Genomic DNA, 17,143 nt, shown 5'->3' on the forward strand with positions numbered 1-17,143 from the left:
GTAGGGGATGAGGCGTGATTAGGAGTGAAAAGCTAATCGAACCCGGAGATAGCTGGTTCTCCTCGAAAGCTATTTAGGTAGCGCCTCATATGTATCCTCTCGGGGGTAGAGCACTGTTATGGCTAGGGGGTCATCGCGACTTGCCAAACCATTGCAAACTCCGAATACCGAGAAGGATTGTATGGGAGACACACGGCGGGTGCTAACGTCCGTCGTGAAAAGGGAAACAACCCAGACCCACAGCTAAGGTCCCAAATTCATAGCTAAGTGGAAAACGATGTGGAAAGGCACAGACAGCCAGGAGGTTGGCTTAGAAGCAGCCATCCTTTAAAGAAAGCGTAATAGCTCACTGGTCGAGTCGGTCTGCGCGGAAGATTTAACGGGGCTAAGCTATGAACCGAAGCTTGGGGTGCATATTTTGATATGCGCGGTAGAGGAGCGTTCCGTACGCCTGTGAAGGTGAGTTGAGAAGCTTGCTGGAGGTATCGGAAGTGCGAATGCTGACATGAGTAACGATAATATGGGTGAAAAACCCATACGCCGAAAGCCTAAGGTTTCCTTGCGCAACGTTAATCGGCGCAGGGTTAGTCGGCCCCTAAGGCGAGGGCGAAAGCCGTAGTCGATGGGAAGCAGGTTAATATTCCTGCACCTCGCGTGAGTGCGATGGAGGGACGGAGAAGGCTAGGTGTACCGGGCGTTGGTTGTCCCGGAGAAAGGAGGTAGGCTGGGGTCTTTGGCAAATCCGGGATCCTTTTTAAAGCCGAGCACCGAGACGAGTCTTTTAGACGAAGTCACTGATGCCACGCTTCCAGGAAAAGCTCCTAAGCTTCAGCTCACGAAGCCCGTACCGTAAACCGACACAGGTAGGTAGGATGAGAATTCTCAGGCGCTTGAGAGAACTCGGGTGAAGGAACTAGGCAACATGGCACCGTAACTTCGGGAGAAGGTGCACCCTTTTTGGTGACGCATGCGCGTCATAGCTGAAGAGGGTCGCAGAAACCAGGCCGCTGCGACTGTTTATCAAAAACACAGCACTCTGCAAACACGAAAGTGGACGTATAGGGTGTGACGCCTGCCCGGTGCTGGAAGGTTAATTGATGGGGTTAGCAGTAATGCGAAGCTCTTGATCGAAGCCCCAGTAAACGGCGGCCGTAACTATAACGGTCCTAAGGTAGCGAAATTCCTTGTCGGGTAAGTTCCGACCTGCACGAATGGCGTAACGACAGCGGCGCTGTCTCCACCCGAGACTCAGTGAAATTGAAATCGCTGTGAAGATGCAGCGTTCCCGTGGCAAGACGGAAAGACCCCGTGAACCTTTACTATAGCTTTACACTGAACGTTGAGTTCGTCTGTGTAGGATAGGTGGGAGGCTATGAAACCATGGCGCTAGTTGTGGTGGAGCCATCCTTGAAATACCACCCTGTCGTGCTTGACGTTCTAACCTAGGTCCGTTATCCGGATCAGGGACAGTGTATGGTGGGTAGTTTGACTGGGGCGGTCTCCTCCCAAAGAGTAACGGAGGAGCACGAAGGTACGCTCAGCGCGGTCGGACATCGCGCACTGTGTGCAAAGGCATAAGCGTGCTTGACTGCAAGATCGACGGATCAAGCAGGTACGAAAGTAGGTCTTAGTGATCCGGTGGTTCTGTATGGAAGGGCCATCGCTCAACGGATAAAAGGTACTCCGGGGATAACAGGCTGATACCGCCCAAGAGTTCATATCGACGGCGGTGTTTGGCACCTCGATGTCGGCTCATCACATCCTGGGGCTGTAGTCGGTCCCAAGGGTATGGCTGTTCGCCATTTAAAGTGGTACGCGAGCTGGGTTCAGAACGTCGTGAGACAGTTCGGTCCCTATCTGCCATGGGCGTTGGAGATTTGAGAGGGGCTGCTCCTAGTACGAGAGGACCGGAGTGGACGAACCTCTGGTGTTCCGGTTGTCACGCCAGTGGCATTGCCGGGTAGCTATGTTCGGAAGCGATAACCGCTGAAAGCATCTAAGCGGGAAGCGCGCCTCAAGATGAGATCTCCCGGGATGTAAGTCCCCTAAAGGAACCATGTAGACTACGTGGTGGATAGGTCAGATGTGTAAGTGCAGCAATGCATTGAGCTAACTGATACTAATGATCCGTGTGGCTTGACCATATAACCTTAAGTTGCTTCGGTATATCGGTGGCTTATTTTGATAGGCATGAATGCTTTGCTACATCATCACTCCCTATGCGAGAAGGTGTATCTCCTCTTTAATGAGGTGATTACATCCTCCAACCGTCTCCCTGGTGATATTAGCGCTGTGGAACCACCCGATCCCATCCCGAACTCGGAAGTGAAACGCAGCTGCGCCGATGGTAGTGTGGGTTTCCCATGCGAGAGTAGGTCATTGCCAGGGTCTTTTCCCATCGAACCCTCAGCTTGAATTAGCTGAGGGTTTGTTTTTTTATGCTTTCTATACAGACACTTTCTATGCGTTTAATTGCTGTGATTTCTGTCGTCATTCACTTTCTGCGAGGCACTTGGGTGGCCTTTAGCTCTCTTTTTCATGCCTGAGCTTCCCGAAGTCGAAACCACATTGCGTGGGCTGTTGCCATATCTGACTGATCAGCTCATCAATTGTCTTATCCTGCGTAGGCGCACCTTGCGTTGGGATATCCCTTCCCAGATTGAAGGTCGTCTGCCGGGTCATCGCATCACTGCTTTGCGTCGTCGGGCCAAATACCTGCTGATCGATACTAATGCAGGGGGTAGCCTCATCATCCATCTCGGTATGTCCGGCAGTCTGCGTCTGCTAGCGGCAGAAACGCCGCTACGCCCACACGATCATGTGGACATCGTTTTAACTAACGGTCGTGTGCTACGTTTCAACGATCCCCGCCGCTTCGGATGTTTACTATGGCAAGAAGATGGACAAGTGCATCCTCTCATCCAGCGCCTTGGCTGCGAACCACTCTCAGATGTTTTCAATGGCTATTATCTTTACCAGTGTAGCCGTGGTCGCCATGTGTCCGTCAAAGCTTTCCTCATGGACCAACGTATCGTGGTCGGTGTCGGCAATATATATGCCACTGAAAGCTTGTTCCGCGCCGGTATCAGCCCCCTATGCGAAGCCGGCAAAATATCTGCCCAACGTTATCAGCGCTTGGCTGAAGTGGTTAAGGATATTCTTCTCTATGCAATCAACCGTGGAGGAACTACCCTGCGAGATTTCCTCGATCCCGATGGGCACCCTGGCTACTTCAAGCAGGAATTGTTTGTCTACGGTCGTCAGCAACAGCCCTGTAAGCATTGTGGAAGCCTTTTGCGCCAAACAACTATCAGACAGCGTACTACCGTCTGGTGTGGCAATTGCCAATCTTGAAGTATCTTATATCCCATAGACATAGACATGCTTGTTTTCACCGGATGGCGATGATCATTGTTTGATGTTGCCCCTGATCACCCCTATGAGATATGAGGCTTGCTAGGTTGGTGGTACTGAACCGCCCTGGTGACTCAGTATCAACTCGATCACAAGTTTGCTGCCAAAGAACGCAAATACTAAAAGTGTCATCGCAGTCAACGTCCAGTGCACCGCCTTAATGCCCCGCCAGCCATAGCGCCAGCGTCCAATCAAAAGCGCCCCAAATACCACCCAGGACAGAACACTCAGCACACTCTTATGCAACAGCTTCTGTTCCAGAAAGTCCTTCACGAACAAAAGCCCAGTGAACACGGTGAAGGTCAACAGCACAAAACCAACGGTGATCATGCGGAAAAGTAACTTCTCCAGCTCAGTGAGTGGTGGTAGCGCACGCCGCCAGCGGTGAACGTTGCGGCGCCGCAACGCACGTTCCTGAAACCACAACATCATCGCCAACAGTGCTGCAATGCTCAACGTCGCATAACCTAGTAATGCCAGCCAAGCATGCAGTTCCACACGCCAACCCAGTGCCGTGCTGGGTGAGTGACCATAGCTGTGATAAACACCCAGCAGCAGTCCCGCCAGAGGGAACACCACCACACCTACTGTCCCCATCGGCCCGTCAGTACCAAACAAGATGGTTAATCCGGACATCACCAGCCCTGTGAGTGATAGCGCAGCAAAAAAATGCATGTCCACAGCCCAAGCACTGTGAAATGACACTGAAAAATGATACCCCCCGTGGGCCAATAGCCCCACCAGCGCTGGAAAACGCCAATCACACCTCTGCGTAACATCATTAAGCAACAAAGTACCAATCAGTATCCATGCCGCTAAAAAATATGTAAAAAAAGTACAAAAAACTAGAAACAACAAGATTTAACCTCATACTGTAAATACGTGCTTTAAACCATGGGTCGGGACAGATGCGGGAGTCGTTATAATCCCAATCCGTTTTCCCTTACGGTGATGTCGTATGTTTGAGTCCCTTACTCAACGTCTTTCTGGAACCATCGAGCGTCTACGTGGACGCGGACGCTTGACCGAAGAGAATATCCGTGAAGCTACTCGTGAGGTTCGCATTGCGCTGCTTGAGGCTGACGTCGCCTTGTCGGTTGTACAAGCCTTGATTGAGCGTATCAAGATACGGGCACTTGGCCATGAGGTGCTTAAATCGCTCACTCCGGGCCAAGCCCTGATTAAGGTCGTGAGGGATGAGCTGGCTGTGGTAATGGGTGCCTCTGCCAGCGAGTTGAATCTCAATGTTCCAGCACCAGCGGTCATACTGGTAGCGGGTTTGCAGGGCGCCGGTAAAACCAGCATGGTTGGTAAGCTGGCTAAGCATTTGAAGGAGAAGCGTAAGAAGAAAGTGATGGTGGTCAGTGCTGATGTCTATCGTCCGGCTGCAATCGAGCAACTTAGGATCCTGGCCGAACAGGTTAGTGTGCTGTGCTTCCCGTCCAGTTTGGATCAACATCCAGTCGATATTGTGCGTTCTGCAATTGCCGATGCCAAAAAGTCTTTCGTCGATGTGTTGCTGATTGATACCGCCGGTCGCTTAGCCATTGATCAGGAGATGATGGATGAGATCAAGGCGCTGCATGCCACGGTTGCTCCTGTGGAGACCTTGTTCGTAGTTGATAGCATGACTGGCCAAGACGCTGCCAACACTGCTAAGGCATTTAGTGAAGCGTTGCCACTGACAGGTGTAATACTCACTAAAACCGATGGCGATGCACGTGGTGGCGGCGCCCTGAGTGTGCGTTACATCACCGGGCGGCCGATCAAATTTGTTGGTACTGGTGAGAAGGTCGATGACTTGGATGTGTTCCATCCAGACCGTGCTGCTAAGCGCATCCTAGATATGGGGGATGTGTTGTCATTGGTCGAACAGGTTGAGCAGGCAGTTGACCAGGAGAAAGCTGCTAGGCTTGCTGCTAAGGTGGCGAAGGGGAAGAAATTTAATCTGAATGATATGAAGGAACAGCTGGAACAGATGCAGAATATGGGAGGCATTGCTAGCTTGATGGATAAGCTTCCGGGCATGGGTCAGATCCCGGATCATCTCAAGCAGCAGGTCACTGGGAAGGAAGTGCCACGCATGATTGCGATCATCAACTCGATGACTCAGAAGGAACGTCGTAATCCAGCCTTGCTCAACGGCTCGCGCCGTGTCCGCATTGCCAAGGGAGCTGGTCTACAGCCTTCGGATGTGAATAAGCTGATGAAGCAGTACCAACAGATGGAAAAGATGATGTCTAAGCTTTCTGGTGGCGGCATGAAAGGGTTGATGCGAGGGATGATGGGTGCGATGAGTGGTCGTGGAGGGCTGCCGTTTCGTTAAGCAGGAGTACGGCTGGTTATGCAGGGGGGATGCATTGTGGTGGTACTTGAGTAGTTACCATTTTTATCTCTGTTTTGCTTTTTGGACTTTCTTGTTCTGACATGTGCTGATTGATCTCCTGTGGGGAAGGCGTTGCCTCAAAATAGTATGAGCGGCTTACATTGAGGTTGTTTGGCAATGTTTTTGGCCTTGTGAGCGTCACGATACGATACTGAACGGTACATTCCGCGTTGCTGACCATATTCCAGTCATGTGTTCTCCACGTCATTCGACCTCTGATACTATTTGCGACTGGGCCGATGCTTGGTGTTTGCCCATGCTAATTTCGTGGTCGGTGATTGTAGTTGGTTGGCGGCATAAGATGACGCCGTGCTGATCTCGTTCTCTTGCATACGATGAGTACCTGGATGCAGGTATCCCAGGCAGTCGATGGTGGAGTAGGACAGCTCAACCGATAAATCTTTGGTTCGTTGTGATCTGAATGTAGAGGCTGCAATCCTTGTGTTCTTGGTCGAATGACAGTGAGGAGCGGCGATGCTTCTTAAGGCCGGTAGGGCTGGTCAACATACTGATGCTGATACGTCTAGTGATGATGTTGATGAACGCGAATCTATTCCAATTCGATCAGTTCACGTAGCTGCTGATGTTCAGAAGTGCTTTGTTTTCTTATTCCACAATGTTGCACGAGGTATTTGTGGCTGAAATGGCCGGCACCAATACGCTGGCGATGCTGGGTTGCGAGGTGACCGACTGTTCTCACAGCAAGTTCACTCAGATGTAGTCAATTGCCTGTATGTGTCTATGATCACCGCCGTGCTGAGGCGGGAATTGTATCCCTGTGTATTCCGGAAGTGATATGGCTGGCTGTCTGGGTCGAAGAGTGCTCTTTGATCTAAGCGATGACATAGTGGTTGCATTACTACGATAGGACAGCAGATGCACTGCGAGGAGTCCTTGATCACGATCGAATCTAGTCATAGCAAACTGCCGTTCGACCCCTGTTGGGTCGGTGGGTAAACTGAGGCAGAGCACATCGGGTGATTTCAGGGGCTTATTGCAATGACATTAATTTTATGTAACGGAGCGCCCGCCAGTGCGACGCAGCTTGCTATGCTGGCCTTGGTTAATTATGGCCACTTTACGACGCTGCAAGTGCGTGGTGGTGCTGCGCGCGGCCTGGATTTGCATTTGTGTCGACTTGAACGGGCTACTCAGCGCCTGTTCGATAGCACGCTGGATATAGCCGCATTGCGTGTCCAGTTACGTGCTGGCTTGACGGCATTTTGTCAAGCGGATGCCTCGCTGAGGATCACGGTATATGCGACAGGGTTTGATTTCCGAGATCCATTGCGTCCGGTTTCTGTTGATACATTGCTGGCGATTTCGTCGCCGTCTGTGTTGCCAACGATGGGTGTACGCGTGCGCAGCGTTCCATTCGTACGCCCGCTACCCGATCTCAAACATGTTGGTACCTTTCCACTGTTCGCATTGCGGCGTGATGTGCAGGCGGCTGGGTTTGACGATGCACTGTTGGTGCATGGTGATGGGCGCCTGCTGGAGGGTACCGTCTGGAATCTTGGTTTTTGGGACGGGCAGTGCGTGACTTGGCCGGAAGGTCCGGCGTTGGTGGGTACCCAGCAGGCATTGCTACGTGCCGGCCTGGAGCAACTGGGTGTGCCGCAGACCATGCGTCCGCTGCGGCATGCTGACCTGGGGTCCTTTGTGGCTGCATTTTTGTGCAATGCTCGTGGCCACCAGCCATTGTCTGCAATTAATGACCATCTATATTCGGTTTCTGAGGCGCCGATGGCTCTGCTTGAATGTGCGTTGGCTACGCAGCCGTGGCAACCGCTCTAAGCATGTGATGTGATTCTTAACTCATCATTCATAATCTGCTGTACATGGAGGCGTTCTAGACAACGAATTACACAGTACACGTTAAGGATGCTCTGCGGTAGGTACTCAGCGGTATGCCGTAAATCAATTTACCACGATGAGATCTAAGACTAAGGGCGGCAATGAGAGATTCATCATTGATTGCTATCTTTGGAGGGCATTAATCACAACATCCTTGATTGGGACACCACTCATTGGTTCAGCAGCTTTGGGGCCGATGCGATCTTGCTGTTGGTCATTTTGCGATTGAGTCCACCTTTGTGGATTGACTTACTTAGCGATTTCCAGCTTGATACCTACTGTGTGAACCGTTTTTGATCATCTAACACATGTTGAAAATGCTTTAAATGCGCCTTGTCACTGGTATTCAATAGTGAAGGTTGCCGTTCCATTGGCCGAACCTGGCCTGACTTTTCCTGCTTGCGTCTGGATATAGCGGGCCCGCAGCGGCAGGCGCAGCGTACTGCTAGCGTTGACCGGTGTCCTGCCCAGAGGGATACCTTGACCAAACGCGATTTGGTGCTCACTGTCGTTTAACACATCTACTAGCTCGATACCCACTCCGCTGGCCGCGTCGTTGGCTGAAGTGATGGCAAGTACTCCGGGTCGTTTGGAGCTATCCTGTGTGGCATCGATACGCACGGATATCAATCCCTGATTGGCTTCGGCCACATTGCCTCCATGGCATATCAAATTGATAGCAAAATCACGGTCAGGCCCTTTGGAGCCCAGGCCCTTGAAGATGTTACTGGACACAGCGCCGAAATTGACGGCAATGTTCTTGGATCCGGCATCGACCTCGCAAGTTGAAGTGACGATGGTAATGCCCAGGCCACTGAGTGTGGAGGTCAGCATTGGACGCCCGGAACCACTGCCATCGGCATAGTAAGTAGTGAATGGTCCATTGCTTGCGATGGGGCCGGACCCGGTTGTAACGGCGGTTTTGATGAGTTCGACTTGGAACTTTCCCTCGCTGAGGTAGAGGGAGGTATTAGGGCCCCTCGGCAATTCGTAAGGGTAGTAATTGGATACGTCGCCTGCTTCCCGGTAGAGCCGGATTCCCACGCCAGGGACATCGGTCTGATAGACCTTGTTCATACCGCTGACCAGTGTCATTGGACGGGTGAAACTGCCATACAGTATTCCCCCGTTACTACTACAGCTCCCGGAATTTGAGACCCGATTAATATTAAAGGTTAACAGAGTAATACGGCTGCCGATAGGCAGCGAAGGTTGGATCAGCACGCGGCCTACATTAAGTTGGATGTTCTGCGGGACTAAGTTGGCATTGGCTTGGCAGGTTGCCTTGACATTGGGTGCCAGTAGCACCGCCAGGCACGCTGCCATCATTTGTAAAACTCGTTCCTGAGATCCCGTGATGTGAGCAGCACCGATTCGCTTGATTATCGACATATCGTTTCCAAAATTGTGAAGTTCCGGGGCAAAGTGGGTTCACCCTCTTGTGGAGGAACTGGTAGTCTGCGTGGGATTATTTGTGCCCCTTGGTCAGCTCATCTGGCTGAGGGTGAGATGCTCTTGAGCATCATTGGTGTGCACGCAGATTCATCCCATCGTCTGCCTTTATCCATCGATCAATTGCTTGTCAAATAATGAGATGAATTTCTCATTTTTTTAGTTAAAATTTTGTGTATCAATGATCAGCGTGTGCTCCTGCAAGATTGCGAGAGTCATCTGGGGAGATTGCCTTTGATACAGAGTGTGTTGAAATTGACTAAATTCGAGATCCTTTATCTATGAATCTCAAAATCGCGTGCGGCTATATCCATGCAATACAAGACACCACTTTATAATCGCGTCGATCGATGGATAAGCCCGGAATGCTGAAGTTATGGGTGTCCTTACCCAGAGCGTTAGGAAGGTGTTAGATTACGTTGATCACACCATACCAAGCCAAAACTCTATAATGCTTTGATTTAATTAAATCTTTAGGCGAGAGGTGAGAAGCTTTAAATTGTTTGACAATGGTTGAGAATACTGCGAGTGAACCTTGTCACTGCTATTCAGTCGTAATAGATTGCTGTTCCGTTAGCTACATCAACGCGGACTTTTCTTACTTGCGACTGGATATAACGAGCCTGCAGCGACAGAAGCAACCTACTGATAGCGTTGATAGAAGTCTGGCTTAGCGTGATACCTTGCCCAAACACGACTTGACGTTCATTGCAGGTGACCAGATCCTACTGGCTCGATCCCCACTTTGCTGGCAGCGTCGTTGGCTGAAGTGATAGCGCAAGCACCCCCAGGCAGGTTGGAGCTATCCTGCGTGGCATTGATGGGCGCTGATATCAGTGCCTGACCCGCGCCAGCCACATTGCCTCCAGCGCATATCAAATTGATATGCGAAATCACGATGAGGCCCTTTGGAGTCCAGCCCGCTGCAGGTGTTACTGGTCACCCCACCGAAATTGACGGCAATGTTCTTAGATCCTGTATCGACCTGGCATGTTGGGTGATGATGGTAATGCCCAGGCCACTGAATGGAAGAGGTTAGTAGTGGGCGCCCTGGGCCACTGCCATCGAAATAGACAGTAGTGAATTGTCCATTGCTTGCAACGGGGCCGGACCCGGTTATGGCAGCAGTCTTGATCAGTTCGACTTGGAAATATCCTGCGTTGAGGGTGATGTTGGTGTTGTTTTTTTAACTGAAGCTTGTTAAGGATAGTAATTGGACACTTTGCTTGCTTCCCGGTAGAGCCGTATTCCAACGCCCGGGACATCGGTCTGATAAACATTGGCCATGCCGCTGACTGCTGTTATTCGGACGTGTGAAACGCCCTAGTGCGGTGGCTCCGCCCGCTTGGTCGCATTTACCAGCGTTTTTGACCTCGTTAATGTTATAAAGTTAATAGGGTAATACGATCACCTATGGCTAGCGAAGGCTTGATCAATACACGCCCTAAGCTAGATGTTTTGCGGGTTGAAGTTTGAGCTGCGAAAACAGGCTGTTTGAACAATCGTTACGAGCAGCATTGGCTAGACACGTTGCCGCAACTTGCCAAATCCGCTGATGGTATCGCTTCGTGCGAACCGTGTCGATGCATACAACTATCGGCATATAATCCGGTGAATTTGCGGAGTTCTAGGTGCAGGGCGTTACGCTTTATTTTTAGTGAAGATACCTGAGTGCACAATTTACAATTATGCAAATTTCAAGCCATTTAATAATTGCTGAGAATACTTACGAGTAAACATTGTCATTGGTATTCAATCGTAAAGGTTGCTGTTCCGTTGGCTTCACCAGCGCCGACTTTTCCTGCTTGCGTCTGGATATAGCGAGCCCGTAGAGGCAGGCTCAACGTACTGCTAGCGTTGATAGAAGTCCGGCCTAGCGTGATACCTTGCCCAAACACGATTTGACGCTCATTGCCTGTGACCAAATCTACTAGCTCGATTCCCACTTTGCTGGCCGCGTCGTTGGCTGAAGTGATCGCAAGCACCCCAGGCAGGTTGGAACTATCCTGCGTGGCATCGATACGCACGGATATCAGTGCCTGATCCGCGCCGGCCACATTGCCTCCAGCGCATATCAAATTGATAGCGAAATCACGGTTAGGCCCCTTGGAGCCCAGCCCACTGAAGGTGTTACTGGGCACCGCGCCGAAATTGACGGCAATGTTCTTAGATCCGGTATCGACCTCGCATGTTGAGGTGACGATGGTAATGCCTAGGCCACTGAATGAAGAGGTCAGTAGTGGGCGCCCTGGGCCACTGCCATCGAAATAGGCATTAGTGAATTGTCCATTGCTTGCAACGGGGCCGGACCCGGTTGTAGCGGCGGTTTTGATCAGTTCGACTTGTAAAAATCCACTGCCAAGGCTGATTATTGAATAGGGCCGCGACACATCACTAGGGTAGTAAGAGCGCACTGTGTCGCCGCCACTGGGCGTGCTCGCCTCTCCGTAGAGTCTGATTCCCACACCCGGGACATCGGTTTGATAGACATGGTCCATGCCACTGACTGCTGTCATTGAACGGGTGAAATGGGCGTACGACATTCCACCGAAAAAATCGCATGAGCCGGCATTTATGACCGGATTAAGATTATAGGTCAACAAAGTAATACGACTGCCGATAGGTAAGGAAGGTTGGATCAGCACCCGGCCTACATTAATTTCGATGTTTTGTGGGACAACGCCGGCATTAACTCTGCAGGCTGCTTGAACGTTGGGTGCCAGTAGCATCACCAGGCACACTGCCATCATGTGCAAAACCCATGCATGGCATCCCCGGTTGCAAGCAGTACGGATTCCTTTGTTCATCGACATACGGCCTCCAAAGTCGTAAAACTTCCAGAGCGAGGCGAGGCTTCGTTCGGAGGAAGTTGGTATTCCACATGGCATTGTTGTGCCGCTTGATCGCCCCATTTGATGGTGAGACGACCTTGGGGATCCTGTGCGCGTACGTAAATGAGGCTGCCCTGTGCGACCAAGCCAATGGACTGTCCTTGCGCATCAAGGACCTGTGCACCGAATGGCAAAGGTTGGCCATTGGGAGCACGTGCATTAATGATCAGTGCGCGACCCTTGCGGGTTCCGAAAGTCACTTTAGAAATTGCACCCGCATAGGGAGCGACAAGCTGGCTGGAGGTCTCCAATTCCACATCTGCATTCATCCCTTGAGGATCGAGGGTGATGATGTTCATGCGATAGGGTGATGCGTAGGGTACGACAGCATAGCCGCGTTGATCGATGCGCACGCCGGAGACGTTGGATACACTGGCATCCTTTGCTGCTGGTGCTTCGACAATGACCATCGTGTCACCACGTTGAGGAGCCAGCGTCACGCCACCACTGTGGACAACCATGGTGCCGTTTGCTCCAAGACTCATTTGACGGTAGCTGCGGCTATGGCTATAGCTGCCTGAAAGTGCGGTGTAACGACTACGGTACTGAACATTACCGTCGATCATGGTGTCGTTGTTTCGCATATCGGATGCAGCGATTCCGTACGTTAACACATTGTCTTTGCCGGCAGATCCCACCATGCTTGCGCGGCTGCTGTCATAGCGCCCATTGCGTAGACCGATGTTGCTCGTTACCGTTACCGGGTTGGTTTTCCCCAGTGGAACCGATACTGTGAATAACATCTGTGTATCGCTGTGCATGGTTGGGACCTGTGAGCGTAATGCTGAGAGTCCGAAATTTACGCCCTTATAGGCTACATTGTAGCCCGCTTGATACTGGATAGTGCTGCCGCGTTGGTTCCAGTATTGCCGTGCTGACCCTGTCAGATAAAGTGAACCAAGTGATGGTCCTAATGACTGGTTGACGGTGAGTTGAAGTTGGCTACGTTGGCGATAGATAGCCGCGTTGCTGAAGCCACGCTTTTCATAGTCCATTGCCATGATCGCGTCTTGCAAGCCATAAAAGCCTGACGTCGAATACCGATACGCAGCTAGTGTGATATTGGTATTGGTCTCGCTCAGTAGCTTGCTGTAGCTTAAGCGCACACTCGTGCCGCTAAAGGCATCGTTACGCAGCTTTGTACGCGCGACGGTGCCGTCCAAGGCAAATGCACCCACTGGGGTAGAGATACCTGCTCCCGCTATGGCTGCGATATAACGCTGACTAATCGTGCTGCCTGCATAAGCTGTGAGTGCGTTGCTGATACCGCGTTGATAAGTCCCCTCTAACAAGTACGGAGTATGGCGGAGCATATCGTTGCGGACTTTGCCCACGGTCAGGCTGTGCCGCTGCGATCCTGCCCTGAGCATTTGTGCTACAGATCCATAGGGGACGCTGAACTGCTGTTGGCGGCCATCGGTCTCATGGACAGTGACCTGCAGGTCACCTCCATAGCCCGTAGGATACAGATCGTCGATGACGAACGCTCCGGGCGCAACTGTGGTGCTGTAGATCAGCTGGCCGTTCTGGCGTATCTCTACGCGTGCGTTGCTTTGTGCGATACCACGGACGATAGGTGCATAGCCACGCAAAGAATCCGGTAGCATGCGGTCATCGGTTGCCAAGTTCACACCGCGGAAACCGATAGAATCGAACAGCTCGCCACTGGTGTAGGCATCGCCTACGGTCAGCATGCTGCTTATATCCGGAAAGGCGCGTTGTGCGTAGGTGGCGATGTTCTGCCACAGCGATCCATCATTGGAATTCCAGCTGTAACTGGAGTTATGGCGGAACTGCCAATTGCCCAAATTCAAGCCGCTGGCGATTCCTAGATACGCTGAATCACCGCGTTGCCTACCGCTTGTTGCATTTACATTACGGCCACCGTACCAGTTGAAGCTATAGCCGATGAATCCTGCATTGACACCACGATCCCAGAGTGATGGACTGACGTAACCGCGCGCTGAGCGTCGCATAGCCACCTGTGGGATGCTTACATCCAAGCGCTGAGTGGCTACATCGAAACGTGCGTATGCATCGGGTAGCCATTGGTCGATGGACTTGCAGGCATGTATGTCAGCCCCTGCGTCTGTTAGCGCCGAGGTATCGACCCCCAGCTCTTCCAGCATGGTGAGCGTCATGCAAGTGACAGCTTCCTGGCCGCCAGTATTACGAAATTCCATATCACGTCGGCCTTTCCATTGGCCGTTAACATAAAGATCGGCGCGATAGAGACCTGGCATAACAGGATTACCGCGGGCAAACATGTCTAAGTCAACCGAACGTGCTTGGCCAACGAGAAAATTACTGTTGAAATTTACCGCTTGTGCTACACGTTGTGGTGCAGTGTTCTCTGCTTTGGCCACCAACATGCGCTGTCCAAGATTATCAGGCTCCGTCTCCGCGCAAGCCAATCTTGACATCATTAATGTGCATGCCGAAGCGATTGCAGCGACCAACATGCGCTGTTTAAAGTAGTGCCCCCTGACTTGTGTGAAAGTCAGTTCGGGCGCTATTAGCCTACAACTTGAAGCGATCTCCGATTCTGGAACGAAGCTCGCGCTGCTGAGTTGAAGGGTGCCAACCTTCCTCGGCTGTGATATGTCCTGTTTGTTCATAGTATTTTTTGTTATGAATTAGGGCTATTAAGGCATTGAGCCCAAATCGATGTTCTGCGTGACTATCCCGCCGTAATCGTTGATGAAAGTAAATGACACACTTTTCCACCTTGATGAGTGTCCACCTGATGTGTTGGCTTGGAATGTGTGTTGCTGGCCGGGGGCCAACAGCACGCCAGCTTTATCGATGACCTCTTTGCTTCCTTTCTCATCCAGAGCTTCGGTTCGAGTGAGTGTGACGTGGTAAGGCGTGGGATTGCTTACGAGTACTCGCCCGTCAGAATGCAGTTTCCAACTCAGTGAAGCAGGTGCCTCGTTTGCTGTTCCCTTGAGCCCGGATGGACGATAGAAAACCTTGATACGTGAGCGGAACGCGAGTTGCAGATAGTTCTGGGGTTCTGATTTCTCAGCGGAGGTTGGAACACTTTTACCTGAATGTTCTAAAGGAGCAGGTGGAACTTCCAGAACGTTCAACCAGAATAAGCTTTCCCGATCCTGTGGTAATGTGGTGGCGCCCGTAAAAAACAAACGCAACGCTTGCCCTGAACCAGGCTCAACACGACTGATAGGGGGCGTCACCAGAAAAGGGACTTTACTTTCGTCAGGTGTTTGCTTGGCATTGCCGTCATCCATCCAGACTTGTAACAGCGCGGGGCTCTCCCCTGTATTGCTAACCTGCACCGTGACATCACGCGATTGTGCGGGATAGACGACCCGCGTGCCGCTGATGATGATGCCTGCGAAAGCGGATTGGGTCGATAAGCAGGCGCTGAGGGCAAATGCCCATATGCTTTTGCTGTGTTGAATTCTCATGATCGGATGAGCCATGGCTACTGAAATAAAACGCAGCAAGACGACGCACGGAATGACGTGCGTCATCCGTGCGCAGTTATCGCTTACTGGTAGATGATGGTGTACTGAACGTTGGTAGTCACGTTACCGGCTGTGCTGACGCCGGTGGCGTAATACTCGGAGTAGTAATGCAGACTGGCTGCGCCAGTTGAATCGACTGCTACCCATTGTGAGTTGGTCTGAGCACCGTTACTACCAACGGCCAGAATTGGCAGGAATTGGCCGTTGCTGCCCAGCAACTGAACCTGCACATTGGTAGCTGCACTGTTTCCCGTAGATTGGTTGAGTAGGCGGCCACTCTTGAAGTCCACACTTGGACCTGGCTCAAAATAGGTGGCCACGGTACTGCCTGCCGTGCAATTAGTCAGCTCAATGTAGAACGGTGTACGGGCAGTCGTTTTGCCTTCGGAGTTCAGGCTGCTGAACGACACTGTTGGTAGTGGCAGCGCGAAGCTTTGGCTTGTTCCACCATTACCAGTGATGGTGCAGGTCCGGTCGGTCACTTTGCCGGTGATAGTGATGGTGCCATCGGCTGCCAAAGCCGAACCGCAGAATACCAGAGCGGCGGATGTGAGGCTTGAGAGAGCGAAATTTTTCATGGTTTTCATAATAAGTTTGGAAATCTTAAGTTGATGTGGATTAGAAAGGGAATTGCAACTCAAAATGCTTGCAATCAAGGCTGCATCACTTAATACGTTTTCATTGCATTCCCCCTTCATCTGAGATAAAGCGGCATGGATGATAGAGCTTAAGTGATCCACAGCACAATTAAATTGGCAATATTTTATTTATTGAGGATATGATGATGCAATATATTTCATGAGAATTAATGATAAATTCAATTCATAAATTCAATTGAATTGTGGAATCTTTAATCGAAGAAGCAATAATAATAAATTGACAACTTGATGTTGATAGCAGTAAGTAAATCCAGATGGCATTCTGAGTTCTGAAATTGTGAGGATTTCATAATTAATAAGTTACTCAGAGTACTTAAGATCAAGATTAGTTCTAAAAGCTATTTTCTGCAGGCAATGAGGAATCATGGTACTTAGCTGATCACCCATGTAATAACATCTGTAGATTGTGATAGTGATCAGATTCATTCTTCAACATGATCTTCATTGTTGCTTGAATTGCATGGATTGTGAGTCTTTCATGTAAGTACATCTGAGATGTGACGCTTTATGATCCGTTGATCGATGACTGACACGTCTAGATACTATTGGAGTATTCATCTCATCAAAACAATTCAGTAAAGCAGGGTGGTTTTAGTTGTTTATCCTACTGGCCGTCATTCATGGTTGGAGTCGACCACTTAATGAGTAAATAAATGCATGTAGAGGAATCTCGGACTATGCGCAATGTTTCCTGCGGTGCATCCAACAGAAGTTACAGATTGGAGCAACAACTAAAATATCTTTAGTCTAAGATCTCCAGTGATCAGTATCGCGTGGAGTAAACAGGTACAACTCACGTAATGGAAGGAATTTGATCTGCTATTGCTGTTGTTTTGAAACTTCGTGCGATTGTTAACGCCATTTTACATGCTGAAAATTATCGAGATTCTTTAAGAATTTTCAGGGTGTTGGGTTGAGGTGAACATGAAAATAAAGTTGATATATAACCTCGTAACGTTTGACTTCATGATCTACTTCAGTAGTCAGTAGAAG

12 protein-coding genes and 2 rRNA genes (1 of these 14 running past the window's edge) are annotated in these 17,143 nt (G+C 50.6%); 6 read left to right on the forward strand and 8 right to left on the reverse strand.

Annotated features, from left to right (window positions below):
* From PLS229_RS00295 to mutM, 3 genes are all read left to right on the forward strand, one after another.
* Positions 1-2,144 (forward strand): 23S ribosomal RNA (locus PLS229_RS00295) (it extends 735 nt beyond the left edge of the window).
* 130 nt (positions 2,145-2,274) lie between these two features.
* A 5S ribosomal RNA gene (gene rrf / locus PLS229_RS00300) occupies positions 2,275-2,388 on the forward strand.
* Positions 2,389-2,538: 150 nt separating this feature from the next.
* The gene (gene mutM, locus PLS229_RS00305; RefSeq protein ID WP_038273054.1) at positions 2,539-3,354 is read left to right on the forward strand and encodes a bifunctional DNA-formamidopyrimidine glycosylase/DNA-(apurinic or apyrimidinic site) lyase; all 816 of its coding nucleotides are present in this window, start codon (positions 2,539-2,541) and stop codon (positions 3,352-3,354) included.
* A 102-nt stretch (positions 3,355-3,456) separates the two neighbouring features.
* On the opposite strand, the gene PLS229_RS00310 is transcribed toward mutM, so the two are convergent.
* On the reverse strand, positions 3,457-4,269 hold the full coding sequence (locus tag PLS229_RS00310) for a cytochrome C assembly family protein (protein WP_425511081.1): 813 nt from the start codon (positions 4,267-4,269) through the stop codon (positions 3,457-3,459).
* Between the two features lie 103 nt (positions 4,270-4,372).
* Here PLS229_RS00310 and ffh point away from each other — a divergent pair, with 103 nt between their 5' ends.
* The 3 genes from ffh (at position 4,373) to PLS229_RS00320 (ending at position 7,597) form a co-directional block, all read left to right on the forward strand.
* Positions 4,373-5,740, forward strand: coding sequence for a signal recognition particle protein (gene ffh / locus PLS229_RS00315; RefSeq protein WP_038271862.1), 1,368 nt, complete (start codon positions 4,373-4,375; stop codon positions 5,738-5,740).
* Between the two features lie 643 nt (positions 5,741-6,383).
* Entirely contained in the window at positions 6,384-6,521 is a 138-nt protein-coding gene (locus PLS229_RS11860) for a hypothetical protein (RefSeq protein ID WP_216651943.1), read from the forward strand.
* 278 nt (positions 6,522-6,799) lie between these two features.
* Positions 6,800-7,597, forward strand: a complete 798-nt coding sequence (locus tag PLS229_RS00320; RefSeq protein ID WP_038271859.1) for an aminotransferase class IV family protein — start codon at positions 6,800-6,802, stop codon at positions 7,595-7,597.
* 396 nt (positions 7,598-7,993) lie between these two features.
* On the opposite strand, the gene PLS229_RS00325 is transcribed toward PLS229_RS00320, so the two are convergent.
* The 7 genes from PLS229_RS00325 to PLS229_RS00345 form a co-directional block, all read right to left on the reverse strand.
* Positions 7,994-8,986: a fimbrial protein gene (locus PLS229_RS00325; RefSeq protein ID WP_230428138.1), complete on the reverse strand. Its 993-nt coding sequence runs from the start codon at positions 8,984-8,986 to the stop codon at positions 7,994-7,996.
* A gap of 925 nt (positions 8,987-9,911) precedes the next feature.
* The gene (locus PLS229_RS12610) at positions 9,912-10,280 is read right to left on the reverse strand and encodes a hypothetical protein (protein WP_425511082.1); all 369 of its coding nucleotides are present in this window, start codon (positions 10,278-10,280) and stop codon (positions 9,912-9,914) included.
* A 29-nt stretch (positions 10,281-10,309) separates the two neighbouring features.
* On the reverse strand, positions 10,310-10,396 hold the full coding sequence (locus tag PLS229_RS12615) for a hypothetical protein (RefSeq protein WP_425511083.1): 87 nt from the start codon (positions 10,394-10,396) through the stop codon (positions 10,310-10,312).
* A 455-nt stretch (positions 10,397-10,851) separates the two neighbouring features.
* The gene (locus PLS229_RS00330; RefSeq protein ID WP_230428139.1) at positions 10,852-11,859 is read right to left on the reverse strand and encodes a fimbrial protein; all 1,008 of its coding nucleotides are present in this window, start codon (positions 11,857-11,859) and stop codon (positions 10,852-10,854) included.
* A gap of 53 nt (positions 11,860-11,912) precedes the next feature.
* Positions 11,913-14,618, reverse strand: coding sequence for a fimbria/pilus outer membrane usher protein (locus tag PLS229_RS00335; protein ID WP_038271854.1), 2,706 nt, complete (start codon positions 14,616-14,618; stop codon positions 11,913-11,915).
* 27 nt (positions 14,619-14,645) lie between these two features.
* Positions 14,646-15,470: a fimbria/pilus periplasmic chaperone gene (locus tag PLS229_RS00340; protein ID WP_230428495.1), complete on the reverse strand. Its 825-nt coding sequence runs from the start codon at positions 15,468-15,470 to the stop codon at positions 14,646-14,648.
* A gap of 44 nt (positions 15,471-15,514) precedes the next feature.
* On the reverse strand, positions 15,515-16,069 hold the full coding sequence (locus PLS229_RS00345; protein WP_038271866.1) for a fimbrial protein: 555 nt from the start codon (positions 16,067-16,069) through the stop codon (positions 15,515-15,517).
* Between the last annotated feature and the right edge of the window lie 1,074 nt (positions 16,070-17,143).

The organism is Xylella taiwanensis (genome assembly GCF_013177435.1).
GTDB lineage: Bacteria > Pseudomonadota > Gammaproteobacteria > Xanthomonadales > Xanthomonadaceae > Xylella > Xylella taiwanensis.

What these genes read in the sequence shown, in the direction of transcription:
- PLS229_RS00325 (WP_230428138.1), bottom strand. Translation starts at nt 8,986, where the DNA reads ATGATGGCAGCGTGCCTGGCGGTGCTACTGGCACCCAATGTCAAGGCA.
- mutM (WP_038273054.1), top strand. Translation starts at nt 2,539, where the DNA reads ATGCCTGAGCTTCCCGAAGTCGAAACCACATTGCGTGGGCTGTTGCCA.
- ffh (WP_038271862.1), top strand. Translation starts at nt 4,373, where the DNA reads ATGTTTGAGTCCCTTACTCAACGTCTTTCTGGAACCATCGAGCGTCTA.
- PLS229_RS12615 (WP_425511083.1), bottom strand. Translation starts at nt 10,396, where the DNA reads ATGGCCAATGTTTATCAGACCGATGTCCCGGGCGTTGGAATACGGCTC.
- PLS229_RS00320 (WP_038271859.1), top strand. Translation starts at nt 6,800, where the DNA reads ATGACATTAATTTTATGTAACGGAGCGCCCGCCAGTGCGACGCAGCTT.
- PLS229_RS00330 (WP_230428139.1), bottom strand. Translation starts at nt 11,859, where the DNA reads ATGATGGCAGTGTGCCTGGTGATGCTACTGGCACCCAACGTTCAAGCA.
- PLS229_RS11860 (WP_216651943.1), top strand. Translation starts at nt 6,384, where the DNA reads ATGTTCAGAAGTGCTTTGTTTTCTTATTCCACAATGTTGCACGAGGTA.
- PLS229_RS00345 (WP_038271866.1), bottom strand. Translation starts at nt 16,069, where the DNA reads ATGAAAAATTTCGCTCTCTCAAGCCTCACATCCGCCGCTCTGGTATTC.
- PLS229_RS00335 (WP_038271854.1), bottom strand. Translation starts at nt 14,618, where the DNA reads ATGAACAAACAGGACATATCACAGCCGAGGAAGGTTGGCACCCTTCAA.